11 protein-coding genes are annotated in these 16,887 nt (G+C 39.9%); 10 read left to right on the top strand and 1 reads right to left on the bottom strand.

Going from position 1 to position 16,887, the window contains the following annotated elements; translation table 11 throughout:
* The first annotated feature begins 158 nt into the window (after nucleotides 1–158).
* On the top strand, nucleotides 159–1,565 hold the full coding sequence (lpdA, locus tag ACULLG_RS12495) for a dihydrolipoyl dehydrogenase (RefSeq protein WP_452127133.1): 1,407 nt from the start codon (nucleotides 159–161) through the stop codon (nucleotides 1,563–1,565).
* A gap of 150 nt (nucleotides 1,566–1,715) precedes the next feature.
* On the opposite strand, the gene ACULLG_RS12490 is transcribed toward lpdA, so the two are convergent.
* The gene (locus ACULLG_RS12490; protein ID WP_452127132.1) at nucleotides 1,716–2,912 is read right to left on the bottom strand and encodes an acyltransferase family protein; all 1,197 of its coding nucleotides are present in this window, start codon (nucleotides 2,910–2,912) and stop codon (nucleotides 1,716–1,718) included.
* Nucleotides 2,913–3,045: 133 nt separating this feature from the next.
* On the opposite strand from ACULLG_RS12490, the gene ACULLG_RS12485 reads away from it, so the two are divergent.
* From ACULLG_RS12485 to ACULLG_RS12445, 9 genes are all read left to right on the top strand, one after another.
* Entirely contained in the window at nucleotides 3,046–3,582 is a 537-nt protein-coding gene (locus ACULLG_RS12485) for an NADPH-dependent FMN reductase (RefSeq protein ID WP_452127131.1), read from the top strand.
* A 5-nt stretch (nucleotides 3,583–3,587) separates the two neighbouring features.
* On the top strand, nucleotides 3,588–4,889 hold the full coding sequence (locus ACULLG_RS12480; RefSeq protein WP_452127130.1) for an anthranilate synthase component I family protein: 1,302 nt from the start codon (nucleotides 3,588–3,590) through the stop codon (nucleotides 4,887–4,889).
* Between the two features lie 22 nt (nucleotides 4,890–4,911).
* A complete protein-coding gene (tilS, locus tag ACULLG_RS12475) occupies nucleotides 4,912–6,219 on the top strand; it encodes a tRNA lysidine(34) synthetase TilS (RefSeq protein WP_452127129.1) in 1,308 nt (435 codons plus the stop codon).
* Nucleotides 6,216–8,198, top strand: a complete 1,983-nt coding sequence (locus tag ACULLG_RS12470; protein WP_452127128.1) for a cytochrome c biogenesis protein CcdA — start codon at nucleotides 6,216–6,218, stop codon at nucleotides 8,196–8,198. The genes tilS and ACULLG_RS12470 overlap by 4 nt, the downstream gene beginning before the upstream one ends.
* An 83-nt stretch (nucleotides 8,199–8,281) precedes the next feature.
* Nucleotides 8,282–10,678 carry a penicillin acylase family protein gene (locus ACULLG_RS12465; RefSeq protein WP_452127127.1) on the top strand — a complete coding sequence of 799 codons (2,397 nt, stop codon included), beginning with the start codon at nucleotides 8,282–8,284 and terminating at the stop codon, nucleotides 10,676–10,678.
* Between the two features lie 247 nt (nucleotides 10,679–10,925).
* A complete protein-coding gene (locus ACULLG_RS12460; RefSeq protein ID WP_452127126.1) occupies nucleotides 10,926–11,678 on the top strand; it encodes a hypothetical protein in 753 nt (250 codons plus the stop codon).
* A complete protein-coding gene (locus tag ACULLG_RS12455; protein WP_452127125.1) occupies nucleotides 11,675–14,446 on the top strand; it encodes a TonB-dependent receptor in 2,772 nt (923 codons plus the stop codon). The genes ACULLG_RS12460 and ACULLG_RS12455 overlap by 4 nt, the downstream gene beginning before the upstream one ends.
* A 4-nt stretch (nucleotides 14,447–14,450) precedes the next feature.
* Nucleotides 14,451–15,674, top strand: coding sequence for a DUF4249 domain-containing protein (locus tag ACULLG_RS12450; protein WP_452127124.1), 1,224 nt, complete (start codon nucleotides 14,451–14,453; stop codon nucleotides 15,672–15,674).
* A 4-nt stretch (nucleotides 15,675–15,678) separates the two neighbouring features.
* Nucleotides 15,679–16,887 carry a DUF4249 domain-containing protein gene (locus tag ACULLG_RS12445; protein ID WP_452127123.1) on the top strand — a complete coding sequence of 403 codons (1,209 nt, stop codon included), beginning with the start codon at nucleotides 15,679–15,681 and terminating at the stop codon, nucleotides 16,885–16,887.

The raw sequence follows: 16,887 nt of genomic DNA, 5'->3' as shown, positions 1-16,887 counted from the left end.
TTGTGGATGTTGTCAAAAGTGGAATTCAACTTTAAGATAGATTTATAAGTCGCTTAAATAAAAAGAAAATCAAAACCTAAAAGAACCGGTCCTTTTAGAATAAACATTGTTATTTTTGTTCCTGTTATCGAACAAAATAATAGCTCTAAAATAGAAATATGAATCAATATGATGTGGCCGTTATAGGCTCAGGACCTGGAGGATATGTAGCGGCAATCCGTTGTGCCCAACTGGGAATGAAAACTGCAATAATAGAAAAGTACAATACCCTTGGCGGGACTTGTTTGAATGTAGGTTGCATTCCATCCAAAGCATTGTTGGACTCCTCACATCATTACGAAGATGCCATCAAGCATTTTGAAGAGCACGGTATCGATATCCCGGGAGAGGTAAAGGTTAATTTGGAACAAATGATCAACCGGAAGCAGGGCGTTGTGGACCAAACAACAAAAGGCATCCAGTTTTTAATGGACAAAAACAAAATTGATGTTTACCATGGTTTGGGAAGTTTCAAAGATGCGACCCATGTGAATATTACAAATGAAAAAGGGAAAACCGAGACCATTGAAGCTAAACATACGATTATAGCCACAGGATCCAAACCCTCTACGCTGCCATTTATCAAAATTGATAAGGAACGGATAATCACTTCTACCGAAGCGTTGAAGCTCAAAGAGGTTCCAAAGCACATGATTGTTATTGGTGGCGGAGTTATCGGGTTGGAGCTTGGTCAAGTGTACAAACGTATTGGAGCCGAGGTTACAGTGGTTGAATTCATGGATCGGATCATTCCAGGTATGGATGGAGCCCTTTCCAAAGACTTGATGCGTTCTTTGAAGAAGCAAAAGATGAAATTCAACCTTTCCCATAAAGTAAAATCTGTGGAACGGATTGGTGATGACGTAGTGGTGAAAGCGGATGACAAAAAAGGACAGGAAGTTGTTTTTAAAGGAGACTATTGTTTGGTTTCCGTAGGAAGAAGACCTTATACGGATGGATTAAATGTTGAAGCCGCTGGTGTTAAACTGGATGATAGGGGCAAGGTAGAGGTGAACGAGCACCTACAAACCAATGTTTCCAACATTTATGCGATTGGAGATGTGGTCAAAGGAGCGATGTTGGCCCATAAAGCGGAAGAAGAAGGTACTATGGTCGCAGAATTACTTGCGGGACAAAAGCCACATATTAATTATAATCTTATCCCAGGAGTGGTTTACACTTGGCCCGAAGTTGCAGCTGTCGGAAAAACAGAAGAAGAACTTAAAGAGGCCGGGGTTGCATACAAGGTAGGCCAATTTCCAATGCGAGCATTGGGGAGAGCGAGAGCCAGTATGGACATAGATGGTTTCGTCAAAATCTTGGCAGACAAGGCTACTGATGAGGTGTTAGGCGTCCATATGATTGGAGCACGCTGTGCTGATTTAATTACTGAAGGTGTCACCGCAATGGAGTTTAGGGCTTCTGCTGAAGATATTGCACGTATGAGTCATGCGCATCCAACCTATGCTGAAGCTGTTAAAGAAGCTGCTTTAGCCGCTACGGATGATAGGGCGATTCATATTTAATCGGATTTGGAAATTTGACGATTGTCATTTCGAGCGGAGTCGAGAAGTTTTAAGCTTCAATCTGCTTTATTAGGTCTCGCCCTTCGACAAGCTCAGGATGACACTCGACCTGACAAATAATTATATTGGCTAAACGAAAATCATTTCATTTTAACCACGAACTGTTCTAAGCAATCTTCTGAGCAATACCCTTGCTCTTATTGAAACTTCCCGTACCAGTGGAGTAGATGCCTTTTTAAGTTCCAAGGTCTGGGTTTTTACAAAAGCCGTGGTTTGTGAAATCTGCGTTTTGATTTCGGCTTCGTGTTTGTTATAACGCAATGCCAAGAAAGTACAAGCAAACATGAATGCCAATGCTCCAAAAATAACCGTATTTGGTTCCAGCGAATGGTGCATAAAACGGTATAAGCCCAATCCTGTAAAACTTCCATAAAGGATGATGAAGTGTATCACGTAAATGGATAAAGTGCTTGCTCCGATTTTTAAAACCGTTTTATTGGTCATGAATTGGCGGAACAACATAAAAATGGCGAATACCACAAAAACATCACCTAAACGTATAAAGAGATAGTTATTGGTTTCTATCAGTTTAAACAATTCCACACCACTAAGGTCATAAAGGGCTACAAATCCCAATGAGGAATAAAAAATCAAGGTCAATCCAATTACGGTTGCCATTGAAATTCCCGCAGGATACAAATACCTGTAATTTTTAAACCTTGTGAACAAAACCGAGATAAAGCCCCCGATGGTTGCATACCCGAGCCATGGGATTATAGTAAATACAGAACCATTGGCTTTCGTAAAATAATTGGCCAAAGCATCGGGTAAAAATGCAAAAGACCACTGCTTGTAAATCGGTTCAAATAAAAATAGCAGTATTGTAATCCCTAAAAGAAGGGAAGGAAAAAGGTATTTTTTTCGTTCCGCGGCGAACAGATAGACTCCTATCAACACTAAAATGGATAGCCCAATACAATGCAGCACATCAACGAAGTAAAAGGAATCGTAAATCTGCCCACTGAACAGCCCAAAAATGTTCATCCGGAGGAGGTAGCCAATAAGCAAAAGTTGGAGTCCACGGCGAATTCCTTTTTTTACTCTCGGGTTTTCAAATCCTTTTTGGGGTACCCTTATTAAGAGATAAGTAAATATAAAACCAGAGACGGTAAAGAAAACAGGAGCAGTAATTCCCCTAAAGTATAGCCATATGTTGAAAACCATATTGTCCTGATCCCTAAAAACAGGGTCTAATAACCCATCTATAAAATGCCCTTGGAGCATCATCAAAATGGCCCATGCCCTCATGGCATCAATAAAGAACAATCTGGCGGTTTTAGAATTCATCTATTATTTAAACGATTATCCTATATACTTGTTATACAGTATGTTTGGATGTTCCGGGGTCAAAATTAGCCAAAATACTCGCATGTAATATGCAATTACGGTATTTTAGCGAAACAATTAAACTTTTTCCATTATGGCTGCAATTTTGGCACTAGCAGGGAGTAATTCTTCAACATCCGTCAATTATGAATTGGTAAAACATACCATTTCTTTGATTCAAAGTCGTGAAATACAGCTAATTGACATGTCAAAATGCCCTTTTCCAATGTTTAGCGAAGAGGAGGAAAAACAGAACGGATATTCCAATTCGCTGGTGGAGCTCAAGAATGATTTTCAAAAAGCCGAAGCAATTGTACTTTCCGTAAGTGAACATAACGGAAACCCTTCAGCATATTTTAAAAATGTCTTGGACTGGTTATCTCGTTTGGAACGTAAATTTTTACAAGACACCAAAGTACTGCTCATGTCAACTTCCCCAGGTGGAAGGGGAGGAGTAGGCTCCTTGGCAGTTGTAGAGGCAATGTTGCCTCGTTTTGGAGCCGAGATTGTCGCCAAATTTTCATTGCCTTCATTTCACCAGAATTTTGACAATGAAAAAGGTATTATTGATGAGGAATTAAGAAACCAACATCAGGATGTAGTACAAATTTTGCTCGACTCACTAAAGTAAACCCATTGCGTAGGCATCGTTCCTTTAAAATCTCGTCTCCTTCCAAGTACAAAGATGCCATTTTGGATTGGTCTAAAGAGAACCAACTTGTTGCTTGGTTGGATAGCAACGAACATCAAGATAAGTACAGCTCGTACGATGCCATACTTGCAATATCGAGACAGACCGATAAGTCCGATTTTGCAAATAAAAACATCGATGAACTACAAAAAACCATCGATAAAGGGAAAGATTGGTTGTTTGGTTATATTTCATACGATATTAAAAATGAAATAGAAGACCTTGATTCCAACAATTTTGACGGTTTAGGCTTTCCAGAACTTTACTTCTTTTGTCCTCAGAAAATAATCACTATTAAGGGTGAAACATTAAACTTCTTGTACCTGAACGAATTACAGCATGAGATTGAGGGTGATTTTCAAAACATTAAAAGATTGGTGTTTGCCAATACTGCCAAAAACCATCCTTCGCAATCGATTCGTATTAAAATGCGTATTCACAAAGATGCCTATTTTGAAAAGGCACAAAAATTTCTTGACCATATTCACCGTGGCGATATTTATGAAGCAAACTTTTGCCAAGAATTTTACGCTGAGAACACGTCAATAGACCCTTTGGAAACATACAAGAACCTCAATCAAATCTCTGAACCTCCTTTTGCCGCTTATTTAAAATTAGATGAAAAGTATTTGTTATGTGCCTCTCCGGAACGCTATTTGAAAAAAGAGGGGCAAACCATCATCTCCCAGCCCATTAAAGGAACCGCTGCCAGAGGGGAGGATATCTTATTTGATGAGAAACTCAAACTTCAATTGGAAAAAGATGAGAAAGAAAGAGCTGAAAATATCATGATTTCAGATCTGGTTCGAAACGACCTTTCCAAAAGCGCATTAAAAGGAAGTGTAAAAGTAGCAGAACTGTGCAAGGTGTATTCCTTTAAGCAAGTGCATCAAATGATATCAACCATTACTGCCAAGGTCTCCATTGACAAAAAACCTTTGGATCTAATCAAAGAAACTTTTCCGATGGGTAGCATGACCGGAGCACCCAAAATTTCGGCGATGAAGATTATTGATGAACTGGAAGAAACCAAACGTGGCTTGTACAGTGGCACGGTGGGTTACTTTGACCCTGAAGGAAACTTTGATTTTAACGTGGTTATCCGAAGTATACTCTACAATAACAAACGCGAATATGTTTCCTTTTCTGTGGGAAGTGCCATTACTTCAAGATCCAATCCCGAAAGTGAATATCAAGAATGTCTACTTAAAGCAAAGGCCATGCGAAACGTCCTAGAGGGTAGCTAGGCTTAATTGTTACTTTTGCACTATGCTGGAGCTGTTTAAAATCAATCTTCATAATAATATGCCTTTTCTAAAGGAAGGTAAACTATTGCTGGCTTGCAGTGGCGGATTGGATAGCGTGATTCTTGCCCATTTGTGTTTCAAATCCGATTTGGATATTACCTTGGCCCATTGCAATTTCAATTTACGAGGCTCGGAAAGTGACGAAGATGAAACCTATGTAAAACAATTAGCATTGGAATTAGGGGTTCCTTCCATTACCAAATCATTCGACACCAAAAAACATATACAAGAAAATGGAGGGTCAGTTCAAATGGCTGCCAGAGCGCTTCGATACGAGTGGTTTGACGAACTGATGAAAACCCAAGAATATGATTATGTGCTGACGGCGCACCATGCCGATGATAACCTTGAAACTTTTTTGATTAATCTGTCCAGAGGGTCAGGAATTGAAGGGCTTACAGGAATTCCTTGGCAAAACAACAAGGTGATTAGACCATTACTCAATTTTTCGAGAGCTCAAATTTTGGAACATGCCAAATTGGAAGGGATTACCTGGAGGGAGGACAGCAGTAACAAGGAAAGTAAATACTTGCGAAACAAGGTGAGACATGAAATTGTACCACGATTAAAAGAAATGCATCCCACCTTTTTAAACAATTTTATGCAGACCCAAGCCTACCTGGAGCAAACGGATTCCTTGGTAAAAAACCATATGGATTCCATCAAAAAAAACGTATTCGTAGAGAAGGAAGGAGAAAAAAAGGTCAAGGTAGAGGAACTTTTGAAACTTCGACCAATCGAAGCATATCTCTATCAGCTTTTTCATGAATATGGTTTTACGGATTGGGTTGGCCTAAAAGATTTACTGAACGCCACCAGCGGCAAAGAAGTTTTATCCCAAACCCATAGACTGCTAAAGGACAGGGAATGGCTAATACTTTCAACAAATAAAAATGAAAGCCATGATTTTTTCTTGATTGAAGACGGAACAAAGCAAATGGACAGTCCCATAAACATTAAAATAGAAAAAGTTAAATCCATGGAAAAGTGCCCTAAAAATGTGGCCTTTTTCGATAAGGAAAAGTTAAACTATCCGTTAATGTTAAGAAGATGGCAAAAAGGCGACTATTTTTATCCTTTTGGAATGCAGGGGAAAAAGAAGCTTTCCAAGTATTTCAAAGATGAAAAAGTAGATGTGTTTTCCAAGGAAAAGCAATGGTTGTTATGTTCAGATAATGAAATTGCTTGGGTGGTGGGAATGCGTTCCGATAATAGATTTAAGGTGGATGATTCCACGAAGCATATTATTAAAATTACATTTTCAGTATGAAATTGATATCCATTTTATTTGGTTTCTTTTTGGCCCTAACACCCTTAATGGGTCAATCTGAAAATGAACCGGCAGTTTGGAGCCATGAGGTGAACAAAGTCGCCGATTCCGAATATGAATTGGTGTTCAAAGGTAAAATTCATGAAGGATGGCATGTATATTCACAATACACGGCCGAAGGAGGGTCATTGCCCAGCGAGTTTACATTTGAGAAGGCCGGCGAGGACTATGAATTATTGGGCAAAACGGAAGAAAGCGAGACTATAATAGAGTACAGCGATATTTTTGAGGTAGAGGAAACCTTCTTTAAACATGAAGCAGTTTTCACCCAAAAAATCAAACTGCTAAATCCGGATGTAAAGCAGATTTCGGTCAATCTTTTTTACCAAATATGCAAGGAAGTTTGTATACCTATGGATGAACTGTTCCAAGTTTCTTTGGATGGCAGTGCTTTTGTTGAAACCAAAAAAGAACTCGATGAAAACAGCATAGCTTTGGGCAAATCCTTGAAACTGGATTTAAAGAACAAAGAATTGCTCAATCAAGGAGGACTAAACGATGCAAACGGAAAATCTGGTCTTTGGATGATTTTTGGTTTGGGCTTTTTGGGAGGACTTATCGCCTTACTGACCCCTTGTGTTTTTCCAATGATTCCTTTGACCGTTTCTTTTTTCACCAAACAATCGCAAAATAGGTCCAAAGGTGTGGTCAATGCCATTTTGTATGGATTTTTCATCGTGTTGATTTATTTCTTGTTGAGTCTTCCCTTCCATGTATTTGATTCGGTGGATTCGCAAATTTTGAATACCATAGCCACAAACATCTGGTTGAATGTGTTCTTCTTCTTGATTTTTGTATTCTTTGCTTTTTCCTTTTTTGGATACTACGAACTCACCTTGCCCAGCTCATGGGCCAACAAAATGGATGCGGCTTCCACTAAAGCTGGAGGCGGTTTGGGTATCTTTTTTATGGCACTTACACTGGCCATTGTTTCCTTCTCTTGCACCGGCCCTATTTTGGGTGGTTTGTTGGGAAGCACTACCCTGGCCGAAGGTGATGTTGCTACCAACCTTTCCGCAGGAATGGTCGGTTTTGGACTGGCGTTGGCATTGCCCTTTGCACTTTTTGCGTTATTTCCGGCATGGCTCAACTCATTACCAAAATCGGGAGGTTGGATGACAACAGTGAAGGTAGTTTTGGGCTTTTTGGAGTTGGCCTTGGCATTCAAGTTCCTTTCCAATGCCGATTTGGTGGGTAACTGGGGAATATTCAAAAGAGAGATCTTTTTGGGAATTTGGATAGTGCTTTTTGTTTTGATGGCATTATATCTGTTCGGATTGTTCAGGTTTCCGCACGATGGCCCAAAGCAAAAATTATCGACTGCACGGAAATTTACTGGTTTATTGAGTGCTGGATTCTCAGTGTATCTGATTTTAGGACTATTCAATCTGACCAATCTAAAATTGCTGAGTGGATTTCCTCCACCGGACTTTTACAGCATACAAGAAACGGAAAGTGATTGTCCACTGGGATTGGATTGTTTCAAAGATTTTGATGAAGGGGTCGCCCATGCCCAAAAAGTGAATAAGCCCATATTACTGGATTTTACAGGATGGGCCTGTGTGAATTGCCGAAAAATGGAAGAAAATGTTTGGAGTGACTCAAATATCTATCCTTTGATTCGCGATGAATACGTACTTATTTCCTTGTACGTTGATGACAGAAAAGAACTCCCAGAAGCACAAAAATTCGATTTTCAATACGATTCAGGTCGAATAAAGGCCATTGAAACAATTGGCCAAAAATGGGGCACGTTCCAGACAATAAACTTCAACGCAGCTTCACAACCGTATTACGTATTACTGTCTCCAAATCTCGAGATTTTGAACGATGCGGTACAATATGTGGATATCGATGTGTACGAAAAATGGCTGAAATCAGGTCTGGAAAAGTATCATCTATCCATGAATCAGGAATAGCAATAACCCGAGTTTCTTTTCATGCTTTTTGGAAAATAGTTTAACTTAGACTAACTATTTACAATTAACCAAAGATCCCCACAGTGAAGAAATTCAAGAAAGTACTTCTTGTACTTGCCGGCCTGCTTATACTTTTTATTCTTGGTTCGATTCTTTTTGTTCAAAGTCTTAAACCCGATTACAGCGGAAAAAAAGCACTGCCCGGCTTGGAAAACAAGGTGGATGTGTATTTTGATGCCTATGGCATCCCGCACATCTATGCCCAATCCGAACCTGATGCTTTAAGGGCATTGGGATATGTGCACGCCCAAGACCGTCTCTGGCAAATGGAGTTGTTGCGAAGGTTGGCAAAAGGTAGACTTTCTGAAGTTTTTGGACAAGATTTGGTTGAAACTGACAAATTTTTCCTCTCGCTGGGAATAGATGAGCATACAACAGAAACAGTGACCAAACTGGATGAACAAAATGAAATGGTTGTTTTGTCCAATGCTTATCTTGAAGGCGTTAATAAATTTATTGAAGAAGGCCCTACACCAATAGAATTCTACCTAACTGGACTTAAAAAGGAGCCTTTTGCCATGGAAGACATCTATAATGTTGTCGGATATATGGCATTTAGTTTTGCCATGGCGCATAAAACTGATCCTTTGTTAACCAACATCCGGGATAATCTCGGCGAAGAATATATATCCAACCTTGCTGTTGATTCCGACACATCCACAGTTTGGATTAAAAATTATAAGAACACCGTTGCCGATACCCTTGGCAACACCATGGCATTCAACATTAAAAAAGCTTTAGAACATCTTCCTGTGCCGTTGTTTGAGGGAAGCAATAGTTGGGTGTTGGCTCCGGAGAAGACAAAAAATGGGAAAGTAATCCTTGCCAACGACCCGCATATTGGTTTTGCACAACCATCCGTATGGTATGAGGCCCATGTGACTACGCCCAATTACGAAAAATATGGATATCATCTTGCCGGGGTTCCATTTCCTTTGTTGGGACATGACAGGAATTTGGCCTACGGACTTACCATGTTCGAGAATGATGATATTGATTTTTATTATGAAGAAACCCATCCATCCGATAGCACAAAATACAAAACCGAAGATGGTTGGGAGAACTATGAGGTGGTTTCAAAAGAAATCAAGGTGAAGGATGGGGAGACCCTTGCATTTTCCTATAAAAAAACACGACATGGTCCTGTACTCAACAACATTGCCAAACAAATAAAGGGAGAACGACCCATTGCAATGTCTTGGATTTATACCAAGGTCAATAATGAGATAATGGATGCACTTTATGGAATAAGTCATTCCAAAAACATTGATGACTTTAAAGGTGCATTACCGAAAATACATGCCCCTGGCCTCAATGTGATGTACGGAGATGCAGAAGGCAATGTGGCTTGGTGGGCTACGGCTAAACTATATCAGATGCCAGATAGTCTTTCCACCAAATTTGTTTTGGATGGCACCACAGGAGAAAACGAACCTATTAGATATTTGGATTTTTCAGAAAATCCAAGTGCGGTTAATCCACCTTGGCATTACGTCTATTCCGCTAATAATCAACCTGACTCCATTGCCGGAATGTTATATCCTGGATATTACTTGCCAGAAAATAGAGGTAAGAGAATTGTGCAATTACTGGATGACAAAAATGACTGGGACAAGGAATCCACCTCAAAAATGATTTTGGATGTCACATCTTCAGTCAACCCCGACTTAATTACCGAATTGATCAAGTTACTGGATGTATCTAGTTTGACCGATGAGCAGCTTGTGCAGGTTGATGCCCTTACAAACTGGAACGGAAGTTATACCCTGGATAGTACTAGTCCAACATTATATCACAGGTGTGAGTATTACATGCTCAAAAATACCATGGAGGATGAGCTTGGCCCCGAACAGTTTCAGCAGTTGTTGGGCACGCATATACTCAAACGCCAGATTGCTTGGGGTGCCAAAATGATAGAGGGCAAATGGTGGGACAATGTAAACACCTCTGAGGTAGTGGAAACTAGGGACCAAATTGTTTTGAAATCTTTTTCAGATGCATGGATGTCACTAATAAAGGACTTTGGGGAAGACCCTACGCAATGGACTTGGGATAAGGTGCATACTTTAGAGCATCAACACCCTATTGGTCAAGTGGAACGTCTTAGAGAGTTTTTTAATGTGGGCCCATTTCCAGTAGAAGGAACAAGGGAGGTAATCAACAACATGGCCTTTCCGTACGATAGCACCGGTTTCTATAAGGTGAACTCTGGCCCATCAACACGAAGGATCATTGACTTTTCGGATATTGAAAATAGCATCAGCATACTTCCAACAGGCCAATCGGGCAATCCTTTTAGCAAGCATTATGAAGATCAAGCTGAATTGTTTGTCAATGGACAGTTCAGAAAGATGATGATGAATCAGCAGGAAATTCAAGACAACGCCCAATCAATATTGATTTTCACTCCTAATCAGTAGATTTATTCAAATTCTTCCAGCCACGAATATGGACTATTATTTAAGAATCACGTTCTAGGGAACTTTCTATTCAGTTCGTATTTAGTTTTCTCTCATTTTGATGGATATAAATGACTGATATTTAATGATATCGTTAATATTTTGATCATTTTCTGAGAATTTCATAGGATTCGTGATTATTAATAGTATTTTAGATTCTGCTAATTCATTTAATCAATAAACATCCTTAATACGACCATTTAATATTATGTTTTATTTTATTAGGACTGCTTTAATGCCCTGTTTGGCATTGGGTGGAATCTTTTTGTCTTTCGGACAAGACCAAGCTCAAATAGCATATTATAATTCCTTTGACGATAATGTAGGCATTGAAAACACTGGTCTTTACCAAGGTGTTATCTATACTGATAAGTATCGTACCATAAATGAAAAAACCCAATTTTTCAAAACCAGGGAATTCCAATCAGGAAGTGTTTGCTATGATGGACAGTGCTATTATGATTTAGAGATGAAATACGATGTCTATGAAGATGCGGTTTTAATCCGTTTGGTAGGCAGAGTAGGGGGTGGAACCCTTAAGTTGGTGAAAGATTATGTTGAAAGTTTTCAAATAGAGGGACATGATTTCATAAAGATTCTGCCAAAAGACGCACCGACCTTAAATGCATATGGCTTTTACGAAGTGGCACTCGAAAGTGCAAGTTTTACACTCTTTACCAAGCACACCAAAAAGAGTTTTGATAGAAAAGACAGAAAATCCATTTACTATGAATTTTTAGAGGGACAAAGTGAAAATGTATTATTGTATAATGGTGCATACCACATCATTAAGTCCAAAAAGGATATTGTCGCACTGTTTCCCGACCTCAAAAGAGAAATAGATAGATTTTATAATGTTGCCAGGGCACTTAGAAAATCCAATCCAGATGGTTTTCGCATCAGCCTCATGAAACGCATTGAAATACTCCTATCCCAAAAAGCAAACCAATCAGAAAAATGAAAAAAGTTTTCGCTGTAGCCATGCTTCTTGCAAGCATGCAATTTGTCGTGGCTCAAGAAATCCCAAGAATCTCGGTTTCATTTGCCAATGTTGATGTGTCCGAGGCACTTCAGGAAATTGAAAGTAAGACCAATTACAAGTTTTATTATTTGGAATCTTGGCTGGAAGGTATTAAGGTTACTGGAAGTTTCCAGAACGAACAAGTAAGCCTAGTTTTGGACGACCTGTTCAAGGATACCATTTTAAACTTCTATATTTCGGATGATGACCAGGTTTTTCTTCTGCAGAACAACCAAATCTACGACAGTTTGCCAGACGATTTTTTTGGGAATGAAGAGCAGGTGGCCGATGATGAGCCAAGTTATGACGACCTACAGGATTATGGCCCTCTGTTTGTCAACTCGGATGAAAATGGAGCCAATAGAGGATTGCAAGTGGTAAAGATCGGTAAGGAAAACCGAAACAACCGTAGAAGAACCTTCACACTTAATGGAAAAGTGGTCAATACCAGAAATGGGCAGCCCATTCCGGATTTGGCCATCATTGTACAAGGAAAGGATATTGGTACCTCAACGAATGCCAATGGAAACTATAGTTTGGAACTTCCCATCGGGGAAAATATTATCCAAACAAGAGGATTGGGTATTCAGGACTCAAGAACCAAGGTGGTGTTGTATAATGATGGAACCTATAATTTTCAACTTAATGAAAGTGTCGAGGCACTCGACGAAGTGGTTGTTCAAGGTAACTTGGACCGAAATGTTGAAACAGCACTCACAGGGGTTACCTTGATAGAAGTGGAAAAAATAAAAAATATTCCCTTGGTTTTGGGCGAAAGGGATATTCTAAAAGCTGCCATTACCCTGCCTGGTATTACCACCGCAGGTGAAGGTGCGGCAGGCTACAATGTAAGGGGAGGTAGAACAGACCAAAACCTGATACTATTGGACAACGGGGTAATTTACAACCCAGCCCACTTTTTTGGGATTTTCTCGGCGATAAACCCGTTTAGCACAGGATCTGCCGAAATCTATAAAGGCAATGTGCCAGCAGAGTTCGGGGGAAGGCTTTCTTCGGTTTTTGATATTACAACCAAGGATGGAAATACCCAAAAATTCTCCGGAGAAGCATCAATAGGCCCTGTTACAAGTAATATTGTGCTTGAAACTCCAGTTGTCAAAGATAAATCTGCCTTATTGGTTGGCGGAAGGGCCACATATTCCGATTGGATATTAAAAGCTCTTGATGATGAGCAACTGAACAACAGCACCGCTTCCTTTTTTGATGTGGTAGCCAAGTACAACCATACCATAGATGATAAAAACGAGATTAAGGCCACGGGCTATTTCAGTCGGGATGAGTTTAGTATAACCTCCGATTCCATTTTTGATTATAGCAACAGATTGGTGTCGTTAAAATGGGATCACAAGTTCAGTGAGAAGACAACAGGGAGTCTCATACTGTCCAATAGTGAGTATAAATTTGGTATTGAATTCGATGGCGAGTCCAATGATGATTTCGATTTGGGTTATAAAAACAGCGAAACGGAATTCAAGATTAAAATGAAGTACTTGCATAGCGACAAGCACAAATTCGATTACGGAATATCCAGCAAGCTGTATGTTGTAAATCCTGGAGATATAGTTCCCCTAAGCAGTGCATCGGATGTATCCGCATTGACCATTCCGGAGGAAAGAGGTCTTGAATCCGCGGTTTTTTTATCAGATAGTTATGAGGTCAATGATAAGTTATTAATTGATTTAGGACTGCGTTATTCTTTTTATGCTGCGTTGGGAGCTTCACAGCAGCGAATTTATCAAGATAACGCTCCACGAAATAACGGAACCTTGGTGGAAACACAGGACTTTGATAAAAATGAGGTGATTGAAACCTATGGAGGCCCCGAATTAAGGCTGTCTGCCCGTTATTTCCTGGCCCCTGATTTTTCTGTTAAGGCAAGTCTTAACAATGCCTATCAATACATTCATACCCTATCAAACAACACCACAGTTTCTCCTACAGATACTTGGAAGTTATCCGACCTGAACATTGAACCCCAAGAAGCGTATCAAGCTTCGCTTGGATTGTATAAAAATTTCGAAGGGAATAAATATGAACTCAGTTTGGAGGGCTATTACAAACAACAAAAAAATCTACTGGACTATAAGGTCGGCGCACAATTGTTGTTGAATGAAGCTATAGAAACTGAAGTCTTGCAAGGCGACGGTAAAGCCTATGGGGTGGAATTCCTGATCAAGAAAAACGAAGGTAAATTAAATGGTTGGCTTGGATACACCTACTCCAGGTCTTTTGTTAAGTTGGACAGTGAATTTAATGAAGAACGCGTGAACAATGGTGAATTTTTCCCATCCAACTTCGACAAACCCCATGATATTAGTTTGGTGGCCAATTACAAATTTACCAGAAGATTTAGTGCTTCGGCAAACTTTGTATATCAGACTGGAAGGCCTGTGACTTTCCCCATTGGGAGTTTTGCCTTTAATAATTCAGAGTTTGTTTTTTATAGTGATAGGAACAAGTTTCGAATTCCTGATTATTACCGATTGGACCTAAGTTTCAATATGGAGGGCAACCATAAGATCAAGAAATTTGCACACAGCTTTTGGAGCTTTTCAATCTACAATGTTTTGGGAAGGAATAATCCGTACTCTGTCTTTTTTGTAACCCAAGATGGAGATATAAAAGCGTACCAAAGCTCAATATTTTCGATTCCTGTCCCAACAATAACTTACAATTTCAAGTTTTAACGGCATGATGCTGCAAAGGAAATACCCGTTCATTTTGGCAACAAATGGCATTTTGGCCCTTTGCATGGGGTGTGTGGAGGAATTTGAACCAAAAATAAACGACTTTGAAGATTTGCTGGTGGTTGAAGCTACCATAAGCAATGAATTGAAACATCAAACCATATACTTGAACCGGACCTTTACATTTGATGATGAAGCTGCAGCACCGGAGACCAATGCGCAGGTAAGAATATTGGATGATTCCAACAATGAGTACGTGTTCAATGAATCAGCACCCGGAGTTTATACTTCACTCGCACCTTTTCAAGCGCAACCCAATGTCAACTATCAACTAAAGATTGCGATGAGCAACGGCAGCAACTATAGTTCGGACAATACTAGTTTACCCACCGGTTCGGCCTTGGACAGTCTGTATGCTGAACGAATCGTTACTGACACAGGAGAAGAAGGGATGGGAGTTTTTATCGATAATTTTGATGAGCAAGGTCAGGCCAAAAACTACAGGTACGAGTATGAAGAAACATATAAGGTCATTGCTCCAGATTGGAATGCCGTTGCCTTGAAAAATACACCCCAGCCGGTTTGCCCTTTAACCATTAAGGTGGATCGTGAGCGGGAGGAAAGGGTGTGCTATGGTACAAGGATTTCGAATGAAATTATACTGGCCAGCACCGAAAATTTTGAACAGAATAGATTGAAACGTTTCATGATCAGGTTCGTGAACAGGGACAACTATGTTTTATCTCACCGCTATAGTATTTTGGTGCGGCAACATGTACAATCCAATGAAGCATTTTCATTTTATGACCGATTAAAGGAATTCTCGAGCTCCGAAAGTCTCTTTTCAGAGACGCAACCCGGTTTTTTGACAGGGAATCTTCATTCAGATACTGACGGTGGCGATAATGTTTTAGGCTATTTTAATGTTGCTTCCATCTCCGAAAAAAGAATCTTTTTTAATTATGACGATTTTTTTCCTGGGGAAGACCTTCCGCCTTATGCAGACCCATGCCAGCGATCACAACCAAAAGTAGCCGCTGGTCACGGACCCGAACCACGTTGCATTTTGGCATCCTTGGTTGATCTTGACTTAATAAGATATGTGGTGGATAATGAAAATTATATTGGACCACAATCAGATGGAGGACCCTTTATTGTGGTTCCCAGGGTATGTGGCGATTGTACGGTATTAGGTAAAATAGAAGTTCCGGAATTTTGGATAGAATAAGAACATGAAAATATTCACTAACATAAAATTATACTTCGTATTCGCATTGCTTTCTAGCTGTATTGAGCCCTTCGAAGCTACTTTCACTGATTTTGAAAGTGCAATTGTTATCGAAGCTACCATTACGGATGAAATGGAACAGCAGCAGGTGTTTATTACAAGGACTTTTGAGTTTGAGGCTGATGGACCCACCCCGGAATCCAATGCCAATGTACGCGTAACTGGTGGAAGCGATACCTTTGTTTTTCAACAGATTGCACCTGGGGTTTATAGGTCAATGATGGCGTTTGCAGCGCAGCCAAATACAACATATCAACTGCTAATAGAGACCCAGGACGGGAGAACTTATTCATCAGATGCGATGGTTTTGCCTTCCAAAACACAAATTGATGAAGTTCGGGCAGAAAGGATTACCAATGATGAGGGCATCGATGGTGTTGCCATTTTGGTGGATAGTTTTGATCCAACAGGAAGTTCTGTGAACTACCGTTATGAGTATCAAGAGACTTTTAAGATAATTGCTCCCTTCTGGACGCCAACTGACTTGGAAAAAGTGCCTTTGGAAGAACAAACACGCCTATGCGACGTTAGGGCGATACCAGATGTTAGATCAGAGCAGATATGTTTTGGAACGGATTTATCCAATGCCATTATACAGACCAACACTTCTGATTTAGCGGAGGATAGAGTAGATGATTTTATGGTCAGGTTTATTTCTAGTGATAACTACATTATATCCCATAGGTATAGCATTTTGGTTCGCCAGCTGGTTCAATCCAATGCGGCCTTCACATTCTACGAAACATTGAATGAGTTTTCCGGAAATGAAAGTTTGTTTTCTGAGACACAACCCGGATTCCTAGAAGGAAATGTTTTTTCCGATATAGATAGAAATGAGAAAGTACTCGGCTATTTTGAAGTAGCTTCGGTAACTGAACAACGCATATTTTTTAACTATGAAGATTTGTATCCTGGGGAAGAATTGCCACCCTATGTTGACCCATGTGCGATAAACTCACCACCATTGGTATCCGGATCAGTCCCTCCAAGATGTGTTTTGAGTACCCAGGTAGAATTGGGTTTGGTGGGATATGTTGATTTAAATGAAACTCCAGGACCAGGAGAAGGGCCTTTTTTAACGGTGCCTAATGTTTGTGGAGATTGCTCTGAAATAGGAAACCCGACTCCACCAGCATTTTGGATTGAAGAGTAA

This window comes from Flagellimonas sp. 2504JD1-5, assembly GCF_053618295.1.
Note: the sequence above shows the minus strand (reverse complement) of the source record. Positions and strands in the feature narration are given on the sequence as shown.